This window comes from Streptomyces sp. NPDC051582 (assembly GCF_040681715.1).
In the GTDB taxonomy this organism is placed as follows: domain Bacteria; phylum Actinomycetota; class Actinomycetes; order Streptomycetales; family Streptomycetaceae; genus Streptomyces.
In genome coordinates this window covers 51,560-77,043 of the sequence record NZ_JBFAZJ010000004.1, presented here as the reverse complement: position 1 = coordinate 77,043, position 25,484 = coordinate 51,560, and the positions used below count along the sequence as shown (strand labels likewise).

The window sequence follows — 25,484 nt, the reverse complement described above, 5'->3', positions numbered from 1 at the left end:
CGGAGGTGGCGTACCCTCCGGGCCATGCATGCGATCACCATCGAAGAGCCCGGCGGCCCCGAGGCCCTCGTCTGGGCCGAGGTAGCCGATCCGGTGGCCGGCGAGGGCGAGGTCCTCGTCGACGTCGCGGCGAGCGCCGTGAACCGCGCCGACGTCCTCCAGCGCCAGGGGTTCTACGATCCCCCGCCCGGCGCCTCCCGCCACCCCGGCCTGGAGTGCTCGGGGCGCATCGCCGCCCTCGGCCCGGGCGTGTCCGGCTGGGCCGTGGGCGACGAGGTGTGCGCCCTGCTCGGCGGGGGCGGGTACTCGGAGCGCGTGGCCGTCCCGGCGGGCCAGCTGCTGCCGGTCCCGGCCGGTGTGGACCTGGTGACGGCGGCGGCGCTGCCCGAGGTGGTCTGCACGGTCTGGTCCAACGTGTTCATGGTGGCCGGTCTGCGCCCCGGCGAGACTCTGCTGGTGCACGGCGGCTCCAGCGGCATCGGCACGATGGCGATCCAGCTCGCGAAGGCGGTGGGCGCGAGGGTGGCGGTGACCGCGGGCGGCCCCGAGAAGCTGGCCCGCTGCAAGGAGCTGGGCGCGGACGTCCTGATCGACTACCGCGAGCAGGACTTCGTCGCCGAGGTGCGGACCGCGACGGGCGGCTCCGGGGCGGACGTGATCCTGGACATCATGGGAGCGAAGTACCTGGCGCGGAACCTGGACGCGCTGGCCGTGAACGGCCGGCTCGCGGTGATCGGGCTCCAGGGCGGCGTGAAGGCGGAGCTCAACCTGGGGGCGCTGCTGGCGAAGCGGGCGGCCATCACCGCCACGTCCCTGCGGGCGCGCCCGCTGGAGGAGAAGGCCGCCATCGTCGCGGCCGTACGGGAGCACGTCTGGCCGCTGGTGGCCGCGGGCCGGGTGAATCCGGTCGTGCACGGGTCGTTCCCGATGCGCGAGGCCCCGGAGGCCCACCGCACGCTGGAATCGAGCACGCACGTGGGCAAGCTGCTCCTGACGACCTGAGCACGGGAATGCGCCCCCCACCTCGCGCGAGGTGGGGGGCGCACCGTTACGGCGAGCGCGTCACAGCGAGCGCAGCAGTACCGCCGGGGACTCCACGCAGTCGGCCACGTAGCGGAGGAAGCCGCCCGCCGTGCCGCCGTCGCAGACGCGGTGGTCGAACGTCAGCGAGAGCTGGACGACCTGGCGGACCGCCAGCTCGCCCTGGTGGACCCACGGCTTCGCCATGATCCGGCCGACGCCGAGCATCGCCGCCTCCGGGTGGTTGATGATCGGCGTGGAGCCGTCCACGCCGAACACCCCGTAGTTGTTCAGGGTGAACGTGCCCCCGGTGAGGTCCGCGGGAGCCAGCTTCCCGGTCCGCGCCACCTCGGTGAGGCGGGCGAACTCCGCCGACAGGGACTCGGCTCCGCGCGCGTGCGCGTCCCGGACCACCGGAACCACCAGCCCGCGCTCCGTCTGCGCCGCGAAGCCCAGGTGCACGGACGGCAGCCGTACGATCTCGTTCGCCGCGAGGTCCACGGTCGAGTTGAGCTCGGGATACTTGGCCAGCGCGGCCGTGCAGATCCGGGCCAGCAGCGCCAGCACCGAGATCTTCGGTCCGCCCACGGCGTTCATCGCGGCCCGCGCCGCCATCAGCTCGGTCGCATCGGCGTCGACCCAGCACGTGGCGTCGGGGATCTCCCGGCGGCTGCGCGACAGCTTCTCGGCCACCGCGCCCCGCAGGCCCTTCAGCGGCACCCGCTCGCCCGCGCCCGCGGCCGCCACCGGAGCGCCGACGGGTGCCGGCGACGGCGCCTCGGGAACACGGAGCGCCGCCTCGACGTCCGCGCGCAGGATCAGGCCTTCGGGCCCGGATCCGCGCAGCCCGCGCAGGTCGACCCCGTTGTCCCGGGCCAGCTTGCGCACCAGCGGCGAGATGACCGCCACCGGACCGGTCACGGCGGCAGCGGGAGCGGGTGCGGGAGCGGTGGCAACGGCCGGCGCTGCGGAGCCGGGTCGCACCCGCCTCCGACGCGCCGTGCGCGAGTGGTCCGTCCCGTAGCCCACCAGGACGTTGCCCGAGCCGGAATCCTCGGGCTCCGCCTCGGGGGCCGTCTCCGCACCCACCGCCACCGTGATCAGCGGTGCTCCGACGGGGAGTTCCGTGCCCTCCTCCCCGAACCTGGCGGTGACCACACCGCCGTACGGGCACGGCACCTCCACCATCGCCTTGGCCGTCTCGACCTCGACCACCGGCTGGTCGATGGCCACGACGTCGCCCACCGCCACCAGCCAGCGGACGATCTCGGCCTCGGTCAGTCCCTCCCCGAGGTCGGGGAGCTTGAACTCCATTACCTGCGGCATCAGTTCTCCCACTGCAGGCGGGCCACGGTGTCCAGGATCCGGTCCACACCGGGCAGATGGTGCTTCTCCAGCATCGGCGGCGGGTACGGGATGTCGAAGCCCGTCACCCGCAGCACCGGCGCCTCCAGGTGGTGGAAGCACTTCTCCTGGATGCGGGCGACGAGCTCCGCGCCCGGTCCGGCGAAGCCGTTCGCCTCGTGGACCACCACCGCGCGCCCCGTACGGCGCACGGAGGCCATGACCGTCTCCTCGTCGAACGGGACGAGCGAGCGCAGGTCCACGACCTCCAGGTCCCAGCCCTCCTCGCGCGCCGCCTCGGCGGCCTCCAGGCACACCGGCAGCGAGGGCCCGTACGTGATCAGGGTGGCGCTCGCGCCGGTACGCCGGACGAGTGCCTTCCCGATCCCCGGCACGGCCGCCGGCTCCGCGGGGTCCCACTGCGCCTTCGACCAGTACAGCCGCTTCGGCTCCAGGAAGATCACCGGGTCGTCGCTCGCGATCGAGGCGCGCAGCAGCCCGTACGCGTCCTCGACGGTCGCCGGGGTCACCACGTGCAGGCCGGGGGTGGCCACGTAGTACGCCTCGGAGGAGTCGCTGTGGTGCTCCACGCCGCCGATCCCACCGCCGTACGGCACCCGGATGGTGATCGGGAGCGGCATCGCGCCGCGCGTACGGTTGCGCATCTTCGCCACGTGCGAGATCAGCTGTTCGAAGGCGGGGTAGGCGAACGCGTCGAACTGCATCTCCACGACCGGCCGCAGCCCGTACATGGCCATGCCCACCGCGGCGCCCAGGATCCCGGCCTCCGCGAGCGGGGTGTCCGTGCACCGCTCCTCGCCGAACTCCTTCGCGAGACCGTCCGTGATCCGGAAGACCCCGCCCAGCGTGCCGACGTCCTCGCCCATGACGTGGACCGTCGGGTCCTCGGCCATCGCGTCGCGCATGGCGCGCTGCAGCGCCTGCGCCATCGTCGCCGGCTTCACGGCCACCGTGGTCACGACTGCTCCTCCGCGTCGAGCTCGGCGCGCAGCATCTCCGCCTGCTCGCGGAGCCGGCCGGTCTGCTCCGCGTAGACGTTTTCGAACAGGTCCATCGGGTCGAGCACGGGCTCGGCGTTCATCCGCTCGCGCAGGGTCGCGGCCATCGCCTCGGCGGCGTCCTTGGCCTCCTGGATGCCCTCGGCGTCCAGCATCCCGCGGGCGGTCAGCTCGCGCTCCAGCAGCTCCACCGGGTCGTGCGCCTTCCATGCCTCGACCTCGGCGTCGCCGCGGTAGCGGGTCGCGTCGTCGGCGTTCGTGTGGGCCTCGATGCGGTACGTGACCGCCTCGATCAGCGTCGGTCCGCCACCGGCCCGGGCCCGCCGGACGGCCTCGGACAGCACCTCGTGCACGGCGGCGATGTCGTTGCCGTCGACGAGGCGTCCGGGCATCCCGTACCCGACGGCCTTGTGGGCCAGGGTGGGGGCCGCCGTCTGCTTGGCCAGCGGGACCGATATGGCGAAGCCGTTGTTCTGGACGAGGAAGACCACCGGGGCCTGCCAGACGGCCGCGAAGTTCAGCGCCTCGTGGAAATCGCCCTCGCTGGTGCCGCCGTCGCCCACCAGGGCGAGCGCGACCACGTCGTCACCGCGCAGCCGGGCCGCGTGCGCCAGGCCGACCGCGTGCGGCAGCTGGGTGGCGAGCGGGGTGCACAGCGGGGCGATCCGGTACTCGCGCGGGTCGTAGCCGGTGTGCCAGTCGCCGCGCAGCAGGGTCAGCGCCTGGACGGGGTCCAGGCCGCGGGCCACGGCCGCGAGGGTGTCGCGGTAGCTCGGGAAGAGCCAGTCCTGCTCCTCCAGGACCAGCGCGGCCGCGATCTCGCAGGCCTCCTGGCCGACGGTGGACGGGTACACGGCCAGTCGGCCCTGCCGGGTGAGGGCGGTCGCCTGGGCGTTGTACCGGCGGCCGCGCACCAGCTCGGCGTAGCAGCGGCGCATCAGCTCGGGGTCGAGCTTCTCGGCGGCCGGCGTGCCCAGCACCCGGTACGGCTCGGGGTCCGGGAGCAGCGGGGCGGCATCCGTACGGGGCCTCCAGGCGGGCGGCGGGGTGGATCGGTGGGATGCACCGGCACCGGGCAGCTCTTGGACCGTCATGGCGGCGTACACCTCCTCGTGGGAAGCGGGCAGGGCGACTCGGCTGTGAGGCGCCTCACCAACCGATTGTTCGGTCGATGGCGCAATTTGGCTACAGGCGGCGCCAGGCTGTGGACAAAGTGACGCCGAGGCCTTGGGATGGGTGCAGGACGTCCAGAAGAGGGAGGCGGTGGGCGATGCCGGATGAACAAATGGCCGCACCGGGTGCGGCGCCCGGTTCCGCTCCGGTGCCGCCCGGCGGTGCGCCTTCGGCCCCGCAGACCCCGCCGGTTCCCCCGCGCCCCCTGGATCCCATCGACCGTTCGATCATGCGCCTGCTCCAGGCGGACGGCCGCGCGTCGATACGGTCGGTGGCCGAGCAGGTCCACGTATCGCGCGCGAACGCCTACGCCCGGATCAACCGGCTGATCGACGACGGCGTGATCCGCGGGTTCACGGCCCGCGTCAACCACGAGCGGGCGGGTCAGGGCGCCTCCGCGTACATCACCCTGAAGATCGTCCAGAACTCCTGGCGCACGGTCCGCGAGCAGCTGCGCGAGCTTCCGGGCGCCGCGCACATCGCCCTGGTCAGCGGGGATTTCGACGTGCTGCTGCTGGTGCACACGCCCGACAACCGCACCCTGCGGGAGCTGGTCCTGACCCGCCTCCAGTCCATCCCGGAAGTGCTGTCGACCCGCACCCTGCTGGTGTTCGAGGAAACGGATCTGCTCGATTCGGGCCCCGGCCCGACCGGCGCCCCGGCGATCTCCGAGGAGTAGCGCTCTCCGCGGGCGCCCGGCGGCCCCGGGGTGCCCCGGGGCACCCCGGGAACGGCAGAGCCCCGGGAGGCCGTCAGGGCCTTCCCGGGGCTCTTCACGAGGCCGGCTGCGCGGTTACTTGGTCTCGTAGTAGCCGAACATGTCGACGATCAGGTCCGTCGTCGCCCAGCTCTGGTTCCAGAAGTCGACGACGCCGTTGACACCGCCGGAGCTCGCCTGGACCAGGTTCGGGACGGTCTGGCCGGCCGTCCAGTTCAGGGTCGACGCCGTGGGCCGCGTCGGGAAGACGTCGGTGCCGTTGTCGTAGGCGCTCGGGTGGTTGGGGTCCGGGGCGACCGACAGGAACCCGTCCTGCTGCGTGTTGGTCACCGTGGTGTTCAGGACGTACCCCGCGATGCCCTCCTCGTCGGTGGAGATGGGCATCCAGATGTAGCCGCGGGCGTACATCGGCCCGTAGCCCCAGGCGCGGGTGTCGAGCATGCGGCGCGGCGCGAGGGACATGAAGGCCCCCGAGCTGTCGGGGCTGTAGTAGCCGACGACGTCGACGATGACGTCGGTGCCCGCCCAGGCGCCGTTGAAGATGTTGACCTTGCCGTCGGGACCGACGGGAACGATCACCGAGTTGGCGACGGTCTGCTTGGCCTTGAAGTTCACGTTGGACGTGTTCGGGGCCTGCTGGCCGCTCGGGTAGGCCGTCAGGTGGCCGTCCTCGCGCGGGTTGGTGACGGTCACGTTCAGCGCCACGGCGGTGGCGCTGGAGGGCACGTACCAGCCGCCGAGCTGCACGCCGATCGTCTTGCGGCCGCCGACCTGGCCCTGGGGCGCGCCCTGGCCCGAGCGGGTGTCCACGGCGCGGACCGGGGTCATCGGCGTGTAGCCGCTGGCCGCGGTGCGGGTGAAGTAGCCCGTGATGTCCGCGATCAGGTCGATCGGCGTCCAGCTGCCGTTGTAGAGCTCGACGGTGCCGTCCTTGCCGACCGGCACGATCACCATGTTCGGGACGGTCTGCGCGGCCACGAAGTTGACGTTGGACGTCGTCGGACGCGTGGTGCCGCCCGGGAACACCGTGACGTGACCGGGGTTGGAGGTGTTGGTCGCGGTGACGTTCAGGGCCACGGCCGTGACGCCCGCCGGGATCTTGCCGTTGCCGGCGATCTTCACCTTGGTCGAGGAGTACGCCTGGACCATGCCCCGCGGGGCTCCGGTGCCCTCCCGGGTGTCCAGGAGGCGGGTCGGGGCGTACGGGGTGAAGTCCGAGCCGACCGTCGAGAGCGGCAGCTCGTTGACGGACTCGGCCTGGTTCACGGTGTCCGTGACGGTGACCTTGACCTTGTACTCGCCGAGCTCGGCGTAGCTGTGCTTGAGCGACACCTCCTGGCCCGGGTAGGCGTCGGTGCCGTCGGTCGTGCCGTCGCCCCAGTCGTAGGTGACCTTGAGGGTGGCGCCCGCGACGCTGACGACCTGGGCGCGCAACTCGATGCCGTGCGCGGAAACGCTCTTCGCGTCCAGGACGAGGCCCAGCTCCGGGTTGCCGGCGGCGGTCTCCGCGCCCTGCGCGGTGGCGCCGGCGGCAGCCTTGCCCTTGGCCGCGGGCAGGGTCTTGCGGACCGAGCGCTCCTTCGGGCTGTGGAAGGTCTTGACGTCGGACGCACCGAGCTTGGCCAGGTCCGCTCCGGGAGCGGACACCCCCTTGGCCACCGGTGCGGACGAACCTGAGGACGAACCTGCGGCCGGACCGGCCGCCTGGGCCATGCCCGGGATGAAACCAACGCTGGCCGCGACGACAACGGCAGCGGAAACTACAAGACGGCGACTGCGCACCGGCCCCCCATTTTCTGTTACTGCTTGAACGCGTTCGAAAGCCCGCTCATCGTACAGAGTTCGCACAGCAATTCATCAGAAAATAATGGCCAAGATCGTACGGAGCATGGCGGGCAGCTAGCCGCGAACCGTCCGCAGGCCGTCCAGGGCCATGTGCACCACGGCGTCGGCCAGCTGGTCCGCGGTCGTGCCGGGGTGCGGGCGGTACCACTCGACCAGCGAGTTCACCATGCCGAACAGCAGCCGGGTGGCCAGCCGGATGTCCACGTCGGCCCGCAGGTCCCCGTCCGCCGCAGCCGCCTTCAGCAGCTCCGCGACCTGGTGGTCGAACTCTCGGCGGCGTTCCAGGGCCCAGCGCTCGGTCCGGGTGTTGCCCCGCACCCGCAGCAGCAGCGTCACGTACGGGAGCTCGGCGACCAGGACCTCGACCGTGCGGCGCGTGACGTACTCGACCCGCTCGACCGCCCGGCCCCGTACCGCGCCGGTCTCCTCCAGGACGGCGAAGAGCCCGTCGAGCGCGCGGCTCACGGCCCGCTGGAGCAGCTCCTCCTTGCCCGCCACGTGGTGGTAGATCGAGGACTTCGAGATGCCCGCCGCCTTGGAGAGGTGCTCCATGGAGGTGCCGTCGTAGCCCCGCTCGTTGAAGACCTGGACGGCGACGGACAGCAGGGTCTCGGGGGTGTAGGTGTCCCGCTTCGCGGTGGTCATGCAGTCTCCTCCGCGGCGCCCGCGTAGCCGTCTTCGCCCTCTTCGCCCTCATTGCCCTCTTCGCCCTCGGTGTAGCCGAGTTTGAACAGCGCCAGCGAGGGCGCGTAGCGACCGCCGGGACAGCGTTCGTCGAGGTGGTGCAGCAGGTCGTACGCCCAGTCCCGGCCGAGCCGGCCGTGCCATTCGGACGGGCCCAGCGGGTAGTTGACGCCGAGCCGCATCGCCGTGTCGATGTCCTCGGCACTGGCCGCCCCGCGCGCGACGGCGTCGGCGGTCAGGTCGATGAGCATCGCGACCGTACGGGCCACGATCATGCCGGGCACGTCGCCGATGACGGAGACCTTCTTGCCGAGCTTCTGGAACAGCCCGACCGCCTCGGCAAGGGTCCGCTCGCTGGTGTCCTCTCCGGCGGAGAGCGCGATCCGGGTGGCGCCGCGGTAGTCGAGCGCGAGGTCGAAGTAGACGACGTCGGCGAACTCGATCGAGGTCTTGCCGTCCGCGAGCACCAGCTGTCCCTCGCCGGGCAGCTGGATGTACGGGCCCCCGTGCTCGGTTTCCGTGACCGCGATCCCGGCCTCCTCCAGCAGCTCGACCAGCCCGGCGGCCGGACCGAGGTCGCCGACCACGGTGACCTTCTCCGGAGCGGCCTCGGGAGAGGCGGTGTGCGGGGCCGGGGCCTGGGCGTCCGGGCCGTACGGGAACCAGCCGTGCCCCGATTTGCGGCCGAGGCGGCCCGACTGGACCAGTCGGCGCTGCGCCAGGGACGGGGTGAACTTGGGGCTCCGGAAGAACGACTCCCACACGGAGCGGGTGACGGCCTCGTTGACGTCCTGGCCGATCAGGTCGGTCAGCTGGAACGGGCCCATCTTGAAGCCGCCGCTCTCGCGGAGCACGGCGTCGATGGTGGCCGGGTCGGCGCCCTGCTCCTCGTACACCGCGAAGGCCTCGGCGTAGAAGGGGCGGGCGATCCGGTTGACGATGAAGCCGGGGGTGTCGGCGCAGCGCACCGGCGTCTTCCCCCAGCCCAGCACCGTGGCGTGCGCGCGCTCGGCGGCGGCCGGGTCGGTCGCGAAACCGCTGACCACCTCGACGAGGGGGAGCAGCGGGGCCGGGTTGAAGAAGTGCAGGCCGAGGAAGCGGCCGGGACGCGCGAGGCCGGCGGCGAGCTCAGTGACGGAGAGGGAGGAGGTGTTGGTGGCCAGCAGCGCGTCCGGCGCAACCACCTCTTCGAGGGATTCGAAGAGCGCGCGCTTGACGGCGACGTCCTCGACGACCGCCTCGATGACGAGCGCGGCGTCCGCGAGGTCTGCGAGGGCGGAGGCCGATTCGATCCGGCCGATCGCGTCCTCGGCCTCGGCGCGATCGAGGCGGCCCTTCGCGGCCATGCGGTCGACGCGGTCCTGGACGATGCCGACGCCGCCGGCGGCGAGGGTGGCGTTGATGTCGTAGATCAGCACCCGGTGACCTGCGAGGAGGGCGACCTGGGCGATGCCCTGCCCCATGGTGCCGGCGCCGACGACCGCCACAGTGCGGGACCGCTCGATTGCTGTCATGTCCTGATCCTCCCGCACCGGGTTATCCACAGGCTTGCCGGGCCCTCTTGTCCCGACCGATCGTTCGGTTACTCTAACTCCAGTCTGCTCTTCTTCACCCGCCCCTGCCTGATCTCAGTCTGCGACCCAGCCTGATCTTGCCCGGCTCAACGAGGAGTTGGTCCCTGATGGCCGCCGAGCTCACCGTCCCCCAGCTGTCCGACAAGCACCGGTCCACCCTGGACCAGGCCTTGGCGGCCATCCGCAGCCGCGCCTACTGGTCGCCGCATCCGGAGCACCCCAAGGCCTACGGGGAGACCGCCCCGGCCGACGGGCTGGCCGCCTTCGAGGCGGTCCGCGGCACCCGGTTCGACCTGGGCCAGCCCGGTACGGACGGCTGGACCGGCGGCGAGGTGTCCCCGTACGGCCCCGAGCTGGGCGTCGAGTACCCGCACGTCGACGCGGACGTGCTGCTGCCCGCGATGAAGGCCGGCATGGGCGCCTGGCGGGACGCCGGGCCCGAGGCCCGCGCCCTGGTCTGCATCGAGATCCTGGCCCGGATCGGCGCGCGGACGCACGAGTTCGCGCACGCGGTCATGCACACCAGCGGCCAGGCCTTCATGATGGCGTTCCAGGCGGGCGGCCCGCACGCGCAGGACCGCGGCCTGGAGGCGGTGGCGTACTCGTACGAGGAGCAGACCCGCGTCCCCGGCCAGGCCGACTGGTCGAAGCCGCAGGGCAAGAAGGACCCGCTGGAGCTCGGCAAGACCTTCACGGCCGTCCCGCGCGGGATCTCCCTGATGATCGGCTGCAACACCTTCCCGACCTGGAACGGCTACCCGGGCCTGTTCGCCTCCCTGGCCACCGGCAACGCGGTGCTGGTCAAGCCGCACCCGCGCGCCGTGCTCCCGCTGGCGCTGACCGTGAAGGTGGCCCGCGAGGTCCTCGCCGAGGCGGGCTTCGATCCGAACCTGGTGGCCCTGGCCGTCGAGCGCCCGGGCGAGGGCATCGCCAAGACCCTGGCCGTCCGCCCCGAGATCAGGCTCATCGACTACACCGGCTCGACCGGGTTCGGCGACTGGCTGGAGACCAACGCCCGCCAGGCACAGGTCTACACGGAGAAGGCCGGCGTCAACACGGTCGTCGTCGACTCGACCTCGAACTACAAGGGGATGCTGTCCAACCTGGCGTTCTCGCTGTCCCTGTACAGCGGCCAGATGTGCACCACCCCGCAGAACCTGCTGATCCCGCGCGACGGCATCGAGACGGACGCCGGCCACAAGTCGTACGACGAGTTCGTCGCGGACCTCGCGGCCTCCGTCGGCGGCCTGCTGGGCGACGACGCCCGGGCCAACGCACTGCTCGGCGCGCTGGTCAACCCGGACGTCAAGAGCCGCCTGGAGGCGGCGGCCGCCCTCGGCGAGGTGGCACTGGCCTCGCGCGAGGTGGTCAACCCGGAGTTCCCGGACGCCGTCGTGCGCACGCCGGTGATGGTCAAGCTGGACGCCGCCAAGCCGGACCCGGAGGCCCCGTACCTGTCGGAGTGCTTCGGCCCGGTGTCCTTCGCGGTGGCCGTGGACTCCACTGCGGACGCCCTGGAGCTCCTGCGCCGCACGGTGCGGGAGAAGGGCGCGATGACGGTCGGCGCCTACACCACGTCGGCGGACACCGAGCGGGCCATCGAGGAGGTCTGCCTGGAGGAGTCGGCGCAGCTCTCCCTGAACCTGACGGGCGGGGTCTACGTGAACCAGACCGCGGCCTTCTCGGACTTCCACGGCTCCGGCGGCAACCCGGCGGCCAACGCGGCGCTGTGTGACGGGGCATTCGTCTCGAACCGCTTCCGCATGGTGGAGATCCGCCGCCAGGCCTGACGGCGACGGAAGCGGCGGGCCCGGCGTGGCGGCGCCGGGCCCGCTGCTTGACCCTCGACCTGGTGGAGGTCCCAGAGTCGGGGGTGTGGAGAGCGACATGCGCAGCATCGGTGAGATGGGCCGGGACAGCGGCCTCGGGGTGAGCGCCCTGCGGTTCTACGACCGCGCGGGCGTCCTCGTACCGGCATGGGTGGATCCGGTGACCGGGTACCGCTGGTACGCCCCCGAGCAGTTGGGCGAGGCCCGGCTGCTGGCGCGGCTGCGGCGCTCGGGGATGCCCCTCGCGGACGTCCGGCTGGTGCTGGCCGGCTGGGCGGGCGGGGACGCCGGCCTGGTGCCCCGGCTGCTCGACGGGCATCTGCGACGGCTCGAACGCGGGCTGGCCGACGCGCGCGAGGAGCTCTCCACGGTACGAGCCCTACTCGGACACAAGGAGACCTCCATGACCACCGCCACCGCCACCGCCACCGCCCGACTGACCCTGGTGGGCGAGGGGCTCGCGGCCGCCCTGGACGCCGTACGGTACGCCGCCGGGACCGATCCGGAGCTGCCGGTGCTCGGCGGGATCCACTTCGACATCGAGGGCGACGCCCTGCACCTCGTGGCCACCGACCGCTACCGGATGGCCGTGGCCCGTACGTCCGCCACCGGCACCGCCACCGCCACCACGTCCGACACCGCGTCCGACACGGCGTCCGACACGGCGTCCGGCGCCACGTCCGACACCGCCGGCCACGGCTGCGGCCGGGTCCGGGTGACCGTGCCCACCCCGCTCGTGGACGCGATGCGCGCCCTGCTCACCGACGGCGCCCCGGCCCGCCTCACCGTGGACGGGCGCAGGGTCGAGCTGGAGACCCAGGGCCGCCAGGTCGCCGGGCAGGGCCTCGGCGAGGACTTCCCCGACTACCGCCGCCTGACCCGACTGCCCGAGGGACGCCGCCTCACCCTGGACGTACCCGCCCTGCGGCGGGTCCTCGGCGCGCAGGAGGCCGAGGTGTGCGTCCTCGTCCTGACGGACACGGTGACCGTCGGCGACGAGGACTCCGCCGGGGAGCGGGTGGGGGTCAACCCCGCCTTCCTGCTCGACGCGCTCGCCGCCGGGGAGGAGCTGCTGCTGGAGTACATCGGCCCCAGGGCCCCGCTCGTCCTCCTGCGCCCCGACGTCGAGGACGCCTTCTCGCTGCTGATGCCGGTCAGTCTTGAGGCGTGAGCTTCGGGCCGCCCCAGTGGAAGAGGGTCATGGCCACGCTGGTGGCCAGGTTGTAGCTGGAGACCTGCGGGCGCATCGGGAGCGCGACCAGGTGGTCCGCCCGTGCGCGCAGCTCGGGTGAGATGCCGTGGCGCTCCGAGCCGAAGGCGAGCAGGGCGTCGTCCGGGAGGGTGAGGGCGCGGATGTCCTCCCCCTCCGGGTCGAGCGCGTACACGGGCCCGGCGGGCAGGGTGTCGATGTCGACCCGGTCCACGGTGGTGGCGTAGTGCAGGCCCGCTCCGGCGCGGACCACGTTGGGGTGCCAGGGGTCGAGGTCGCCGCGGGTGACGACGCCGGTGGCGCCGAAGCCCGCCGCGAGCCGGACGACGGCCCCGACGTTGCCGAGGTTGCGGGGGTTGTCGAGCACGACGACGGGCGCGGTACGCGGCTGCCGGTCGAGCCGGGCCCGCCCTTCGGCCGGGTCGGGCCGCACGGCCAGCGCGGCGACCCCGGTGGGATGCACGCGCGCCACGAGCTCGCCCAGCCCGCCCCCGCGCACCAGCCGCCCCACCTCCGCCGCCACGTCCGGAGCCAGCTCGGCCGCCAGCGCCCGTACGCCGTCGGGATCGTCGGCCACGGCCATCCGCACGTCGGCCCCGAACCGCAGGGCGTGCTTCAGCGCGTGGAACCCGTCGAGCAGCACGAGGTCCCCGCGTCCGACGGCCTCCCGCCACTGCTGCGCGATGTCGTCGGCGCTCCGGTGCAACTCAGTCATACCGCCGAGCGTACGGGCCGGCCCGGGCCCGCCTCCGCCGGGGGAAGCGCCCTGCGCACCCCGCCGGAGGCCCTGGCGCCCAACCAGAGGAGGAACGCCGTCGGCAGGAACACCGCGTCGGCGGCGATCATCGCCAGAGAGAAGAACGGCAGCCCCAGCAGCACCGCGATCCCCGCGTGCTCCAGCATCATCAGCGCCAGCAGTACGTTCTTGATCCGCCGGTTGAACACCGTGAACGGAAAGGCGACCTGCACCGCCACCGTCCCGTACGACAGCAGCATCACCATCGTCCCGCTCCCCGCCAGCACCCCGGACAGCCCCGGCCACGGGGTGAAGTAGTCCAGGCCGAGCGGGTAGTAGAGCGCGGTCCCGTCCTGCCAGCGCGACCCCTGGATCTTGTACCAGCCGGCCGTCGCGTAGATCAGGCAGACCTCCGCCATGATCACCAGCAGCCCGGCGTTGTGCACCAGGTTCGCCAGGACGTCCAGGACGGCCCGCCCCTCGCCCTCCGGTTCGTACCGGTCCACCATCCACCACACCGCGCACACGACCCACAGCGCCGCGAAGGCGGCCAGCCAGCCGTAGCTGAACCGATCCGTCACCGCCCCGTACGCGAACACCGCGCCCAGCACGCCCCACAGCACCGGACCGGCCGCCCCCGCCGAGGCCGAGCCCCGCAGCCGCGCCCGCCGCGCGTCGAGCGACCACACCTGCGCGCACCGGGTCAGCACCAGGTAGATCGCCATCAGGTGGACGACGTTGTCCCCGCCGTCGCCCATGAACACGCTGCGGTTCTGCAGCGACAGCACGCCGACCATGAAGACCACGGAGGTCGCGCGCGTCCGCCAGCCCAGCGCCAGCAGCAGGCTCGACGCCACCGACACCGCGTAGACCGTCTCGAACCAGAGCCCCGAATCCGACCACATCAGCACCGAGAAGGCGTGGTTCGAGGCGATCAGCCGCTCCGCCAGCCCGAAGCTCCAGGGCCCGTCGGGCCCGTACAGCTCGGCGCGGTTCGGGAACTCGCGCAGCAGGAAGAACAGCCAGGTCGCCGAGAAGCCGATCCGGACGACGGCGCTCTGGTACGGGCCCAGTGCCCGCCCGCTGACCTGCGCGACCGCCCGGCCGGCGGCGGCCCGCGCCCGCCTGATCGTCCGCGCGGCCGCCGGCGCCCGTCTCACACCGTCCACCACGGCAGCTCCCGGTAGTACGTCTGGCTGTCGGTCTTCTCGTCGCTCCACGGCGGAGCCGGCACCGCCCGCGTCGCCGAGCGCAGCTGGATCCGTACGATCTCGTCCCGCGCGCCGATCCCGGCCTGTGCGAGCCGGTTCAGCGCGATCCGGCGCAGGTACTGCTCAGACAGTTCGCCGCGCTCGCCGATCGGCTTGTTGTCCTCGTCGTGCGAGCCGGTGAAGAAGTCCCAGGCCCGGCGCAGCTCGTTCTGCCGCGTATGGCTCGGCAGCAGGCCGTGCCGGATGGCGGCGCCGTCCTCGGCCGACAGGTCGCGCCAGCCGACGGCCGTCAGCCGGCCGCCCGGGGCGGGGCGGACCTCGGCCCGCACCTCCACCGCGATGTTCTGCTGGAGCGGGTTGGGGGCGAAGAGCTTCCAGTTCTGCTCGAACTCGGGGTAGATCCAGTCGTCGACCGTCCGCGCGTGCTGCTTGCTCACCGTGTTGGACGGCGCGACGTGCAGGAAGACCAGCGCCAGGTGTCCGCAGGCGGCGAGGCCCACGGCCGCCAGCGCGAGTGCCGCGACGACCCGGTACGGGGCGGACAGGCCCGCGATCCCCGCAGCCCGCGGCGGCTCCGCCTCGTCGGCGGGCGGCTCGGCGGGCCGTTCCACGGGTGGTTCCACGGGCGGCTCGGCCGGCGGATCGGCGAGCGCTTCGGCCGGCGGATCCAGCGGCGTACGGGCCGGGGGGACGGCTGCCGTGGCGACCGGCCGACCGGCCGGCGGATCGATCGGCGGACCGGCCGACGGATCGATCGGCGGACCGGCGGGAACGGCTGCTTCCGCGGGCTCGCGCTCGTTCGATTCCATCCCGCCCCGATCATCCGGCGTCCACAGGGTTGACCTCAGAGGTTGACACCCTACGGGCCGCCGTCCCACCATTGAAGAGTACGAACCGAACGATCGGTCGGTCGGGCGGTCAACAATCTCTGGCAGGGGGCCGGGATGGTGGCAGTGACCCCGGAGACGGGGCAGGACTCAGGCCTCGGGGCTGACCTCGGGGCCCAGCTCGCGGCAGCCTTCGACGCCGCCGTGGCGGCGGACGAGCGCGTCGAGCCGCGCGACTGGATGCCCGAGGCGTACCGCGCCTCGCTCGTACGCCAGATGGCGCAGCACGCCCATTCCGAGATCATCGGCATGCAGCCCGAGGCCAACTGGATCACCCGCGCGCCCTCGCTGCGCCGCAAGGCGATCCTCATGGCCAAGGTCCAGGACGAGGCCGGGCACGGCCTCTACCTGTACAGCGCCGCCGAGACCCTGGGCACCAGCCGTGACGAGCTGCTCGACAAGCTCCACTCCGGCAAGCAGAAGTACTCCTCGATCTTCAACTACCCCACCCTGACCTGGGCCGATGTCGGCGCGATCGGCTGGCTGGTGGACGGCGCGGCGATCACCAACCAGGTACCGATCTGCCGCTGCTCCTACGGGCCGTACGCCCGTGCGATGGTCCGGATCTGCAAGGAGGAGTCCTTCCACCAGCGCCAGGGCTTCGAGCTCCTCATGGCCCTGTCCAAGGGCACCGAGGCGCAGCACGCGATGGCCCAGGACGCCGTGGACCGCTGGTGGTGGCCCTCGCTGATGATGTTCGGCCCGCCGGACGACGAGTCGGCGCACTCCGCGCAGTCGATGGCCTGGCGGATCAAGCGGCACTCCAACGACGAGCTGCGCCAGCGCTTCGTCGACATCGCCGTTCCGCAGGCCGAGGCGCTGGGCCTGACCCTGCCCGACCCGGACCTGAAGTGGAACGAGGAGCGCGGGCACCACGACTTCGGCGCGATCGACTGGGCCGAGTTCTGGGACGTGCTCAAGGGCAACGGCCCCTGCAACGAAGAGCGGATCGGCCGCCGGCGCCGGGCCCACGAGGAAGGCGCCTGGGTCCGCGAGGCGGCCGCGGCGTACGCGGCGAAGCACAGCGCACCACACGCCGTACAGGACACGGCGACGAACGAGGAGGCAGGGGTATGACGCAGAACTGGCCACTGTGGGAGGTGTTCGTGCGCTCGCGCCGCGGCCTCTCGCACACGCACGCCGGCAGCCTGCACGCGCCCGACGCGGAGATGGCCCTGCGCAACGCCCGCGACCTCTACACCCGGCGCGGCGAGGGCATCTCGATCTGGGTGGTGCCCTCCGCCGAGATCACCGCCTCCTCGCCGGACGAGCGGGACCCGTTCTTCGCCCCCTCGGCCGACAAGCCGTACCGGCACCCGACCTTCTACGAGATCCCCGAGGGGGTGCACCACCTGTGAGCAGCACCGATGCCGTTCAGAGCGAGGTCTCTCGCGCCGCTGCCCTCGCGCTCGGGGACGACGCGCTGATCCTCTCCCACCGCCTCGGCGAGTGGGCCGGGCACGCCCCCGTCCTGGAGGAGGAGGTCGCCCTCGCGAACATCGCGCTCGACCTCCTCGGGCAGGCCCGCGTCCTGCTGTCCCTGACCGGCGACGAGGACGAGCTGGCCTTCCTGCGCGAGGAGCGGTCCTTCCGCAACCTCCAGCTGGTCGAGCAGCCGAACGGGGACTTCGCCCACACCATCGCCCGCCAGCTCTACTTCTCCTTCCACCAGCACGAGCTGTACGCGCAACTGGCGGTCGGCGACGGTCCGTTCGCCCCGCTCGCGGCCAAGGCCGTCAAGGAGACCGCGTACCACCGCGACCACGCCGAGCAGTGGACCCTGCGGCTCGGCGACGGCACGCAGGAGAGCCGCGCCCGCATGAGGGCCGCCCTGGACTCGCTGTGGAAGTACACGGGCGAGATGTTCCAGCCGGTCGACGGCATCGAGGGCGTCGACTGGGCCGCTCTGGAGGGCCGCTGGCTGGCCGCCGTGGGCGGCGTACTGGAGCGGGCCGGGCTCGCGCTCCCCGAGGGCCCGCGCACCGGCGCCTGGGCCGCCGGGGCCGGCCGCCAGGGCCTGCACACCGAATCCTTCGGCAGGCTGCTCGCCGAGATGCAGCACCTGCACCGCAGCCATCCGGGGGCGTCATGGTGACGGACCGGGCCCCCGGGGCCGCCGAGGCCGTGACCCGCCTGGAAGCCGAGCTGGCCGAGCTCGCCGGCTCCGTCCCCGACCCCGAGCTGCCCGTCCTCAGCCTCGCCGAGCTCGGCGTGATGCGCGGAGTGCGGATGCACGAGGACGGCCACGTCGAGGTCACCCTGACCCCGACCTACACCGGCTGCCCCGCCATCGAGGCGATGTCCGCCGACATCGAGCGGGTCCTGACCGGCCACGGCATCCCGGACGTGCGGGTGCGCACCGTCCTGGCCCCGGCCTGGTCCACCGACGACATCAGCGCCGAGGGCCGGCGCAAGCTGGCCGAGTTCGGCATCGCCCCGCCGCGCCCGCACGCGGCCGGCGGGCCGGTCCCGATCGCCCTCTCGGTCCGCTGCCCGAACTGCGGGTCGACCGACACCGAGCTGCTCAGCCGGTTCTCTTCCACCGCATGCAAGGCGCTGCGCCGCTGCACCGCCTGCCGTGAACCGTTCGACCACTTCAAGGAGCTGTAGATGGCCGCGTCCACGCCGTCGCCCACGTCGGGCTCCGGGCGCCCCGCGCGCCACGGCGCCTTCCACCCGCTGACGGTGGCGGCGGTCGACCGGCTCACCGACGACTCCGTGGCGCTGACCCTGCGCGTGCCCGAGGAGCTGCGCGGCGAGTACCTGCACGCCCCCGGCCAGCACCTCACGCTGCGCCGCCGGACCCCCGAGGGCACCGAGGTCCGGCGTACGTACTCGATCTGCTCGCCCGCCCCGGCCCCCAAGGGCCCGGGCCCGGCGGCCCTGCGGGTGGGAGTGCGGCTGGTGGAGGGCGGCGAGTTCTCCACGTTCGCCCACAAGGAGATCGCCGCCGGGGACGTGCTGGACGTGATGGTCCCGGCCGGGCGGTTCGTCCTGGAGCCTGCCGCCGCCCCGGCCGCCGGGCACTATGCGGCGATCGTCGGCGGCAGCGGGATCACCCCGGTGCTGTCGATCGCCGCCTCACTGCTGGCGGAGCGGCCCGACGCCCGGTTCTGCCTGGTCCGCAGCGACCGTACCGCCGCGTCGACGATGTTCCTGGACGAGGTCGCCGACCTCAAGGACCGCTTCCCGGACCGGTTCCAGCTGGTGACCGTCCTCTCCCGCGAGGAGCAGGAGGCCGGGCTGCCGTCCGGCCGGCTCGACGAGGAGCGGCTGAAGGCCCTGCTGCCCGCACTGCTGCCGGTCGCCGAGGTGACGGGCTGGTTCCTGTGCGGCCCGTACGGGCTGGTCATGGGAGCGGAGCGGGCCCTGGGCGCGCTCGGCGTCGTGCGGACCCGGATCCACGAGGAGATCTTCCACGTCGAGGACTCGTCCGCCCCGGCCCCTGCCGCGGCCCCCTCCCACGTGCGGGTCACGGCCCGCCTCGACGGCCGCTCGGGGACCTGGCCGGTCCAGGACGGCGAGTCCCTGCTGGACGCCGTGCTGCGCAACCGCGCGGACGCCCCCTATGCCTGCAAGGGCGGGGTCTGCGGCACGTGCCGGGCGTTCCTGGTCACGGGCGAGGTGCGGATGGACCGGAACTTCGCGCTGGAGTCGGAGGAGACGGAGGCCGGGTTCGTGCTGGCCTGCCAGTCGCACGCGGTGACCGAGGAAGTGGAGATCGACTTCGACCGCTGAGGCCGAGCCCCTCCCGCGCTGTCCATTTCCGTCATCCTGCTCTATCTTGACGCACCGTCAGGTCCGGACCGGGCCTGACCGGGATCCGGTGCGCGCGGGAGGACAGGCAGTGGACTTCACCTTCACCGAGGAGCAGCAGGCCGCCGTCGAGGCGGCGAAGGCCGTCTTCGCGGACGTCGCCCCGGACGGCGTGCCCAGCCCCGCGCTGACCCCGGGGGCCGTCGCCGAGGACTTCGACCGGCCGCTGTGGGCCACGCTGGCCGCCTCCGACCTGCTGAGCCTGGTCCTCTCCGAGGAGCACGGCGGCGCCGGCCTCGACGCGATCACCCTGTGCCTGGTGCTGCGCGAGGCGGCGAAGGTGCTGGCCCGGGTGCCGCTGCTGGAGCACTGCGCCACCGCCATGGCGGTCCAGGCCCACGGCAGCCCCGAACTGGCCGCCGCCCTGCTGCCCGGCGCCGGGCGCGGGACGCTCGTCCTCACCGCCGCCGCCCACGGCCGCAGCGGGCACGATCCCGCGGAACTCGCCGTCACCGCCCGCCGCGAGGGCGCGCAGTGGACCCTCGACGGAGTACAGACGGCCGTCCCGTGGGCACACGGCGCCGACTGGATCGCCGTACCGGCGCACACCGGCGAGGGGGAGGCCGTCCTGGCGCTCGTACCGCGCACCGCCGAGGGCCGCACCCTGGCCGACCAGGTCTCCACCAGCGGGGAACGGCTCGCCGAACTCACCCTGGACGGCGTACGGGTGCCCGCGAGCCACCTCATCGAGACCCCGGGCGCCTGGGAGCGGCTGCACCAGCTCCTCGCCACCGGGACCTGCGCCCTGGCCCTCGGCCTGGGCGAGCGCGTGCTCACCATGACCAGCCAATACACCGGCAAGCGCGAGCAGTTCGGCTTCCCGGTGGCCACCTTCCAGGCCGTCGCCGTCCAGGCCGCCGACCGCTACATCGACCTGCGCGCCATGGAGGTCACCCTCTGGCAGGCCGCCTGGCGGCTCGACGCGGCGACCGGCGGGGCCGGCGGCCCGCTGCCGAGCGCCGGGGACGTGGCCGTCGCCAAGATCTGGGCCTCGGAAGGGGTGCGCCGGGTCGTGCAGACCGCGCAGCACCTGCACGGCGGCTTCGGAGCCGACACCGACTACCCGCTGCACCGCTACCACGCCTGGGCCAAGCAGCTGGAGCTCCAGCTCGGCCCGGCCGCAGCCCACGAGGAGGCACTGGGCGACCTGCTGGCCGCCCACTCCCTCGCCTGACGGCCGGCGGCGCCGCGCCGGCCGTTCTAGAGCACGAAGGCCGGGTTCCCGCTGTCGGTCACCATCGGGCGCCCGGCACCGTCCCAGGCCTGCATGCCGCCGTCGATGTTCACGGCATCGATGCCCTGGCGCACCAGGTACTGGGTGACCTGCGCGGAGCGCCCGCCGACCCGGCACATCACGTGCACGCGGCGGCCGTCCTCGACGGCCTCCGTCAGCTCACCGAAGCGCGCCACGAAGTCGCTCATCGGGATGTGCAGGGCACCTTCCACGTGTCCGGCAGTCCATTCGTCGTCCTCACGGACGTCGAGGACAAAGCCTTCGGAGGGCACCGCGGCGGCGTCCACCGAGGGAAGCGGTCCGAAGTTCATACGTCGCCTTCTCTCATCGCAGGTCTGTTCCCCAACCTATCCAACGAGCGCGGCAAGCTCCGCCTCGCGCTTCGCGACATCGGCGAGCAGCTGCTCCGCGATCTCCTCCAGCAGCCGGTCCGGGTCCTCCGGAGCCATCCGCAGCATCGATCCGATCGCGCTGTCCTCCAGCTCCCGCGCCACCACCGACAGCAGCTCCTTGCGCTGCGACAGCCACTCCAGCCGGGCGTAGAGCTCCTCGCTCTCGTTCAGCCGCCGTACCTCCTCGGGCACGGGACCAGCGGCCCACTCCTCGGCCAGCTCGCGCAGCAGCCGCTCCTCACCCCGCCCGTAGGCGGCGTTGACCCGCGCGATGAACGCGTCGCGGCGCTCCCGCTCGGCCTCGTCCCGGGCGAGGTCAGGGTGCGCCTGGCGGACCAGCTCGCGGTAGAGGCGGCGCACCTCCTCCGTCGGCCGCACCCGCTGCGGGGGCCGCACCGCGCGGTCGGTGAGCATCGCGGACGCGTCGTCGGAGATGCCCTGCGAATCCATCCAGTCGTGGAACAGCTCGTCCACCCCGGGCATCGGCATCACCAGCGAGCGGGCGTCCCGGGCCCGTCGCAGATCCTCGGCATCCCCGCTGCGCGCCGCCTTCGCCTCGGCGATCAGCGCATCCAGCTCGTCGAGCCGCGAGTACATCGGGCCGAGTTTCTGGTGGTGCAGCCGGGAGAAGTTCTCCACCTCCACCCGGAAGGTCTCCACCGCGATCTCGAACTCGATCAGCGCCTGCTCGGCGGCCCGCACGGCCCGCTCCAGGCGCGCCTCGGGTCGCTCGTCGCCCGTCTCTTCAGTCTGCTGCTCGCTCACCCGGCCAGCCTAAGGCCGTCCGTGCCGGGTCCATGTTTCACGTGAAACATGGAGCCCGACCGTGACCCGCTCAGACCCCGGCCTCCGCCGCGATCCGCCCGGATTTCACCGCTGCCACGAGGTGAGCGTGATCCGCCTCGCTCCGGTCGGCGTACGCCACCGCGAAGGTGGCCATCGCCTCGTCCAGCTCGTCGTTCTTGCCGCAGTACCCGGCCAGCAGCCGCGGATCGGCGCTGTGCGCGTGCGCCCGGGCCAGCAGGGCTCCGGTCATCCGCCCGTAGTCGTCGATCTGCTCGGGGGCCAGCGCCGCCGGGTCCACGCTGCCCTTGCGGTTGCGGAACTGCCGCACCTGATAGGGCCGCCCCTCCACCGTGGTCCAGCCCAGCAGGATGTCCGAGACCACCTGCATGCGCTTCTGCCCGGCCACCACGCGCCGGCCCTCGTGCTCCTCGGCCGCGCTCTCGAAGCCCAGCGCGGGCAGGTAGGGCAGCAGCACGGACGGCCGCGCCTCCTTCACCTGGAGCACCAGCGGCTCGCCCCGGTGGTCCAGCAGCAGCACCACGTACGAGCGGGTGCCGACGCTCCCGGTGCCCACCACCCGGAAGGCCACGTCATGGATGGCGTAGCGGGCCAGCAGCGGCAGCCGGTCCCCCTGGAGGGTCTTCAGGTACGGGCCCAGCGCGGCCGCCACGGCCGCCGCCTCCCCGTCGCCGACCCGGCGCAGCACCGGCAGTGCGTCCACGAAGCGGCGCTGCCCGTCCGCACCGGCCTCGGTGGACTTGGCGGCGAACCGCGCCGAGGTGTTGTTGCGGGCCTTCTCCGAGACCCGCTCCAGGGTGCCCAGCAGGTCGCGGGCGTCGGTGTGCGAGACGAGCTCCTCGTCCGCGATGGCGTTCCAGGCGTCCAGCGCCGGCAGCTTGGCCAGCAGCCGCATCGTCCTGCGGTACGCGCCCACCGTGTCGTGCGCCGCGGCCCGGCAGGTGTCCTCGTCCGCTCCGGCCACCCGCCCGGCCAGGACCAGCGAGGTCGCGAGCCGCTTCAGGTCCCACTCCCACGGACCGAACACGGTCTCGTCGAAGTCGTTCAGGTCGATGACGAGCCGGCCGCGGGCATCCCCGTACAGACCGAAGTTCGCCGCGTGGGCGTCACCGCATATCTGTGCGCCGACGCCGGTCACCGGACCGCCGGAGAGGTCGTGCGCCATCAGCCCGGCCGCTCCGCGCAGGAACGCGAAGGGGTTCGCGGCCATCCTGCCGACCCGGATCGGCGCCAGCTCGGGGACCCGCCCCACATTGGAGTCCTCCACGGCCCGCACCGCGTCCGGCCGTCCGGCCGGCGCCTCGAAGTGCGCGTGCGCCGAACGCGGCACCCGCAGCCGCAGGGCCTTGCCCGCCTCTTTGGGCGATCCCGCCACGGCCCGCGCCGCGAACCCGCCGACAGCCGGTATCCGCCCGTCGCCGGCCGTCCACCCCGCCGCCCCGTCCGGCCCCGCCACTCGCTGCTCCGGTACCGCCACCATCCGTGCCGCCCCCGCCCGTACCCGTCGTACTGTTTCGGCCGGGCGACACCAATCGCCCAGCTCACCACATGGATTCGGCCCGACCGTACCTACAGCCCGGCGTCCCTGGCCAGCAGGGCGGCCTGAACCCGGTTCTCGCAGCCGAGCTTGGAGAGGATCCGGCTCACGTAGGTCTTCACCGTCGCCTCGCTCATGTGCAGCCGCCGGCCCGCGTCCGCGTTGGACAAGCCCTCGCCCAGCAGCGCCAGCACCCCGCACTCCCGCTCGCTCAGCTCCGCCACCCGCCGCCGGGCCTCCTCGCCGCGCGCCGCGCCCTGCCCCGAGGCCAACTGGTCGACCACGTGCCGGGTCGCCCCCGGCGAGAGGTACGCGTCCCCGGCCGCGGCCGCCCGCACCGCGCCGATCAGCTCACCCGGCGCCGTGTCCTTCAGCAGGAACCCCGCGCCGCCCGAGCCCAGGGCACGCAGCACGTTCTCCTTCTCCCCGAAGGTGGTCAGGACCAGCGCCCGGACCTCCGGCGCCGCCCGCCCCAGCTCACCGAGCGCGGTCAGCCCGTCCATCACCGGCATCTGGATGTCCAGCAGCATCACGTCCGGCGTGTGCGCGCGGGCCAGTTCCACGGCCTCGCGCCCGTTCGCCGCCTCCGCGACGACCTCGATGTCCGGTGCCGAGGTCAGGATCATCCTGATCCCCGCCCTGATCAGCGGCTCGTCGTCAGCGATCACCACTCGGATCACCTTGGCTGTCACCCGCGCTCCTACTGCTCGGACTCGTACGCCTGCTTGTCGACGAGCTTGCCGTCCTTGAAGCAGAACCGGAAAACAGTATTGGTGTTCAGCCCCGAGTCGTCCGACGAAAGCAGTGCCAGACAGTCCGAGCCCGCCGGCCGCTCCGGGCCCTTGCGGTCCAGTCCCTCGGTCATGAAGCTGTTGCCGTCGGGTAGTTTCCGGCGGACCGCCTCCTCCGACTCGCCCACCCGGACCTTGTCGAAGTCCTCCTGGCTGATCATCGCGCTGCCCGCCGATCCGACCAGCATCACCACCCCGGCCCCGATCACGATCACCAGCAGCACCACCGCGGCGAAGGCGATCCCGCAGCCCATCGCGACGCCCCCGGCCCGGCTGCGGCCCCCCACGGCAAGCTCCTTGTCCACCGCCGCCCAGTCCATCGCCGGCGGCGCCACCGCGAACCCCCGGGCCTGTGCCTGGGCCAGGGCCTGGGCCTGCTGCCCGAAGTCGTCGGCGATGTCCTCCACCCCGGCCGGCTCCGCCCCGTACGGAAGCACTCCGGCCACCCGGAAGCCGCCGCCCTCGGTCCCGCCCGCATGCACCATCCCGCCGACCAGCCGGGCCCGTTCCCGCAGTCCGGTGAGCCCCTGGCCGCCCGAGACCACCTCGCCGACGCCCGGCCCGGCCGCCGGCCCGTTGGCGATCTCCACCACCAGCGAATCGTCCTCGTACCGCAGTTCCACCGAGATCGGCGCCCCCGAGGCGTGCTTGTAGGCGTTGGTCAGCGCCTCCTGCACGATCCGGTAGGCCGCGTGGTCGCACGCCGCGACCAGCGGCCGCGGCCGCCCCGTCACGGTCATCCGCACGTCGGTCCCCGCGCTCCGCGCCGCCTCGACGATCCCGGCGATGCCCGCCACCCCGCGCGCCGCGGGCTGCGCCTCCTCGGCCGGCACCGGTGCCTCGACCCCGTCCCGCAGGATCCCGACGACCTCGCGCAGTTCGTGCATCGCCGCCACCGAGGCCTGCCGCAGCACGCCCACCGCCTCGCGCTGGCGCTCGGTCAGCTGCGGGTCCACCTCCAGGGCGCCGGTGTGCACGGCGATCAGCGCCAGTTGGTGGCCCAGGCTGTCGTGCATGTCCTGGGCGATCCTCTGCCGCTCGCGCAGCCGGGCCTGCCCGGCGACCATCACGCGTTCCCGCATCAGCTGCCCGTTGCGCTCCTGGAGGGCCTGGAGCAGGGTCCGGCGCTGCGACCAGTAACGGCTGGCCAGGCCCGGCATCACGGTCATCGCGAGGAACATCAGCGTGGAGAACACGATCACCAGCACGGGCTGCTGTTCGGACCACGCTTGCAGCACGCTGAAGACGACCGCGGCGAGGAAGGCCACGGTGAACGCGGCCAGCGCCCGGCTCACCCCGACGATCCGGCGCCCCGCCGACCAGCCCAGCAGCACGGTGACCAGCAACGACCCCGGCAGGAACGGGGAGACGGCCGAAGCCACGATCAGGGTCGTGGCCGGCAGCCGGCGCCGCGCCAGCGTGAGCAGCACCACGGCGGCGGCGCTGGCCGCCATCCGCTGCACGCTGCCGTGGTCGAGCTCCTCGACGCCCAGCCCGAGCACCGCGAGCACCCCGGCGAGCACCAGATCGCCCGCCAGCATCCGCCGCGTCCACGGCTCGGGCCCCTTCAGCCAGTCCCAGCCCGCCCGCATCCTCGCCGTCGCATCCACGCGCCCGACCCTAGACACCGCCGCCCCCGCGAGGCCGCTCTCTTTCGTCG

23 protein-coding genes and 1 pseudogene are annotated in these 25,484 nt (G+C 73.0%); 10 read left to right on the top strand and 14 right to left on the bottom strand.

Annotated elements, in window-relative coordinates; translation table 11 throughout:
- Positions 1 to 24 precede the first annotated feature (24 nt).
- Positions 25 to 1,002, top strand: a complete 978-nt coding sequence (locus AB0M92_RS07980) for an NAD(P)H-quinone oxidoreductase (RefSeq protein ID WP_366101226.1) — start codon at positions 25 to 27, stop codon at positions 1,000 to 1,002.
- A 60-nt stretch (positions 1,003 to 1,062) separates the two neighbouring features.
- On the opposite strand, the gene AB0M92_RS07975 is transcribed toward AB0M92_RS07980, so the two are convergent.
- The 3 genes from AB0M92_RS07975 to pdhA are packed head-to-tail and all read right to left on the bottom strand — an operon-like array spanning position 1,063 to position 4,477.
- Entirely contained in the window at positions 1,063 to 2,346 is a 1,284-nt protein-coding gene (locus AB0M92_RS07975) for a dihydrolipoamide acetyltransferase family protein (RefSeq protein WP_366101225.1), read from the bottom strand.
- A complete protein-coding gene (locus AB0M92_RS07970) occupies positions 2,346 to 3,314 on the bottom strand; it encodes an alpha-ketoacid dehydrogenase subunit beta (RefSeq protein WP_366101409.1) in 969 nt (322 codons plus the stop codon). The genes AB0M92_RS07975 and AB0M92_RS07970 overlap by 1 nt, the downstream gene beginning before the upstream one ends.
- A gap of 26 nt (positions 3,315 to 3,340) precedes the next feature.
- Positions 3,341 to 4,477: a pyruvate dehydrogenase (acetyl-transferring) E1 component subunit alpha gene (pdhA, locus tag AB0M92_RS07965; RefSeq protein WP_366101224.1), complete on the bottom strand. Its 1,137-nt coding sequence runs from the start codon at positions 4,475 to 4,477 to the stop codon at positions 3,341 to 3,343.
- A gap of 191 nt (positions 4,478 to 4,668) precedes the next feature.
- Between pdhA and AB0M92_RS07960 the strand changes: the two are divergent.
- Positions 4,669 to 5,225, top strand: a pseudogene (locus tag AB0M92_RS07960) (Lrp/AsnC family transcriptional regulator); the annotation flags it as partial.
- Positions 5,226 to 5,349: 124 nt separating this feature from the next.
- On the opposite strand, the gene AB0M92_RS07955 reads toward AB0M92_RS07960, so the two are convergent.
- The 3 genes from AB0M92_RS07955 to AB0M92_RS07945 all read right to left on the bottom strand — a co-directional run bounded on the left by AB0M92_RS07955 (position 5,350) and on the right by AB0M92_RS07945 (position 9,317).
- The gene (locus AB0M92_RS07955; protein WP_366101223.1) at positions 5,350 to 6,921 is read right to left on the bottom strand and encodes a PKD domain-containing protein; all 1,572 of its coding nucleotides are present in this window, start codon (positions 6,919 to 6,921) and stop codon (positions 5,350 to 5,352) included.
- A gap of 252 nt (positions 6,922 to 7,173) precedes the next feature.
- Positions 7,174 to 7,764, bottom strand: a complete 591-nt coding sequence (locus AB0M92_RS07950; protein WP_048477950.1) for a TetR/AcrR family transcriptional regulator — start codon at positions 7,762 to 7,764, stop codon at positions 7,174 to 7,176.
- The gene (locus AB0M92_RS07945; protein ID WP_366101222.1) at positions 7,761 to 9,317 is read right to left on the bottom strand and encodes a 3-hydroxyacyl-CoA dehydrogenase; all 1,557 of its coding nucleotides are present in this window, start codon (positions 9,315 to 9,317) and stop codon (positions 7,761 to 7,763) included. The genes AB0M92_RS07950 and AB0M92_RS07945 overlap by 4 nt, the downstream gene beginning before the upstream one ends.
- A 167-nt stretch (positions 9,318 to 9,484) precedes the next feature.
- Here AB0M92_RS07945 and paaN point away from each other — a divergent pair, with 167 nt between their 5' ends.
- Positions 9,485 to 11,167, top strand: coding sequence for a phenylacetic acid degradation protein PaaN (gene paaN, locus AB0M92_RS07940; protein ID WP_366101221.1), 1,683 nt, complete (start codon positions 9,485 to 9,487; stop codon positions 11,165 to 11,167).
- A gap of 97 nt (positions 11,168 to 11,264) precedes the next feature.
- Positions 11,265 to 12,377 (top strand): MerR family transcriptional regulator, encoded by a 1,113-nt coding sequence (locus AB0M92_RS07935; RefSeq protein WP_366101220.1) that lies wholly within the window; start codon positions 11,265 to 11,267, stop codon positions 12,375 to 12,377.
- Here AB0M92_RS07935 and AB0M92_RS07930 read toward each other — a convergent pair.
- Genes AB0M92_RS07930 through AB0M92_RS07920 form a run of 3 tightly spaced genes read right to left on the bottom strand, consistent with a single transcriptional unit; the run spans position 12,361 to position 15,172 of the window.
- The gene (locus AB0M92_RS07930) at positions 12,361 to 13,131 is read right to left on the bottom strand and encodes a TrmH family RNA methyltransferase (protein WP_366101219.1); all 771 of its coding nucleotides are present in this window, start codon (positions 13,129 to 13,131) and stop codon (positions 12,361 to 12,363) included. The two genes, AB0M92_RS07935 and AB0M92_RS07930, sit on opposite strands and share 17 nt — an antisense overlap.
- Entirely contained in the window at positions 13,128 to 14,312 is a 1,185-nt protein-coding gene (locus AB0M92_RS07925) for an HTTM domain-containing protein (RefSeq protein ID WP_366101408.1), read from the bottom strand. The genes AB0M92_RS07930 and AB0M92_RS07925 overlap by 4 nt, the downstream gene beginning before the upstream one ends.
- Positions 14,309 to 15,172 (bottom strand): DUF5819 family protein, encoded by an 864-nt coding sequence (locus AB0M92_RS07920; RefSeq protein WP_366101218.1) that lies wholly within the window; start codon positions 15,170 to 15,172, stop codon positions 14,309 to 14,311. Before AB0M92_RS07920 ends, AB0M92_RS07925 begins: the two co-directional genes overlap by 4 nt.
- Positions 15,173 to 15,307: 135 nt before the next feature.
- Between AB0M92_RS07920 and paaA the strand changes: the two genes are divergently transcribed.
- From paaA to AB0M92_RS07890, 6 genes are all read left to right on the top strand, one after another.
- Positions 15,308 to 16,327, top strand: a complete 1,020-nt coding sequence (paaA, locus tag AB0M92_RS07915; protein ID WP_366101217.1) for a 1,2-phenylacetyl-CoA epoxidase subunit PaaA — start codon at positions 15,308 to 15,310, stop codon at positions 16,325 to 16,327.
- Entirely contained in the window at positions 16,324 to 16,608 is a 285-nt protein-coding gene (gene paaB / locus AB0M92_RS07910; protein ID WP_132758176.1) for a 1,2-phenylacetyl-CoA epoxidase subunit PaaB, read from the top strand. Before paaA ends, paaB begins: the two co-directional genes overlap by 4 nt.
- Positions 16,605 to 17,345 carry a 1,2-phenylacetyl-CoA epoxidase subunit PaaC gene (gene paaC, locus AB0M92_RS07905; protein WP_366101216.1) on the top strand — a complete coding sequence of 247 codons (741 nt, stop codon included), beginning with the start codon at positions 16,605 to 16,607 and terminating at the stop codon, positions 17,343 to 17,345. Before paaB ends, paaC begins: the two co-directional genes overlap by 4 nt.
- On the top strand, positions 17,339 to 17,860 hold the full coding sequence (paaD, locus tag AB0M92_RS07900; protein ID WP_366101215.1) for a 1,2-phenylacetyl-CoA epoxidase subunit PaaD: 522 nt from the start codon (positions 17,339 to 17,341) through the stop codon (positions 17,858 to 17,860). The genes paaC and paaD overlap by 7 nt, the downstream gene beginning before the upstream one ends.
- Complete coding sequence (locus AB0M92_RS07895; RefSeq protein WP_366101214.1) at positions 17,861 to 18,988, top strand: 2Fe-2S iron-sulfur cluster-binding protein; 1,128 nt, start codon at positions 17,861 to 17,863, stop codon at positions 18,986 to 18,988.
- 109 nt (positions 18,989 to 19,097) lie between these two features.
- Positions 19,098 to 20,240 (top strand): acyl-CoA dehydrogenase family protein, encoded by a 1,143-nt coding sequence (locus AB0M92_RS07890; RefSeq protein WP_366101213.1) that lies wholly within the window; start codon positions 19,098 to 19,100, stop codon positions 20,238 to 20,240.
- A 26-nt stretch (positions 20,241 to 20,266) separates the two neighbouring features.
- Here AB0M92_RS07890 and AB0M92_RS07885 read toward each other — a convergent pair whose 3' ends face one another.
- The 5 genes from AB0M92_RS07885 to AB0M92_RS07865 form a co-directional block, all read right to left on the bottom strand.
- Positions 20,267 to 20,611 carry a rhodanese-like domain-containing protein gene (locus AB0M92_RS07885; protein ID WP_359170118.1) on the bottom strand — a complete coding sequence of 115 codons (345 nt, stop codon included), beginning with the start codon at positions 20,609 to 20,611 and terminating at the stop codon, positions 20,267 to 20,269.
- A 36-nt stretch (positions 20,612 to 20,647) separates the two neighbouring features.
- Complete coding sequence (locus AB0M92_RS07880; RefSeq protein ID WP_366101212.1) at positions 20,648 to 21,457, bottom strand: J domain-containing protein; 810 nt, start codon at positions 21,455 to 21,457, stop codon at positions 20,648 to 20,650.
- 70 nt (positions 21,458 to 21,527) lie between these two features.
- Positions 21,528 to 22,976 (bottom strand): DUF2252 domain-containing protein, encoded by a 1,449-nt coding sequence (locus AB0M92_RS07875; protein WP_366101211.1) that lies wholly within the window; start codon positions 22,974 to 22,976, stop codon positions 21,528 to 21,530.
- An 89-nt stretch (positions 22,977 to 23,065) separates the two neighbouring features.
- Positions 23,066 to 23,713, bottom strand: coding sequence for a response regulator transcription factor (locus AB0M92_RS07870; RefSeq protein ID WP_366101406.1), 648 nt, complete (start codon positions 23,711 to 23,713; stop codon positions 23,066 to 23,068).
- 20 nt (positions 23,714 to 23,733) lie between these two features.
- The gene (locus AB0M92_RS07865; RefSeq protein ID WP_366101210.1) at positions 23,734 to 25,434 is read right to left on the bottom strand and encodes a histidine kinase; all 1,701 of its coding nucleotides are present in this window, start codon (positions 25,432 to 25,434) and stop codon (positions 23,734 to 23,736) included.
- Positions 25,435 to 25,484: the final 50 nt, after the last annotated feature.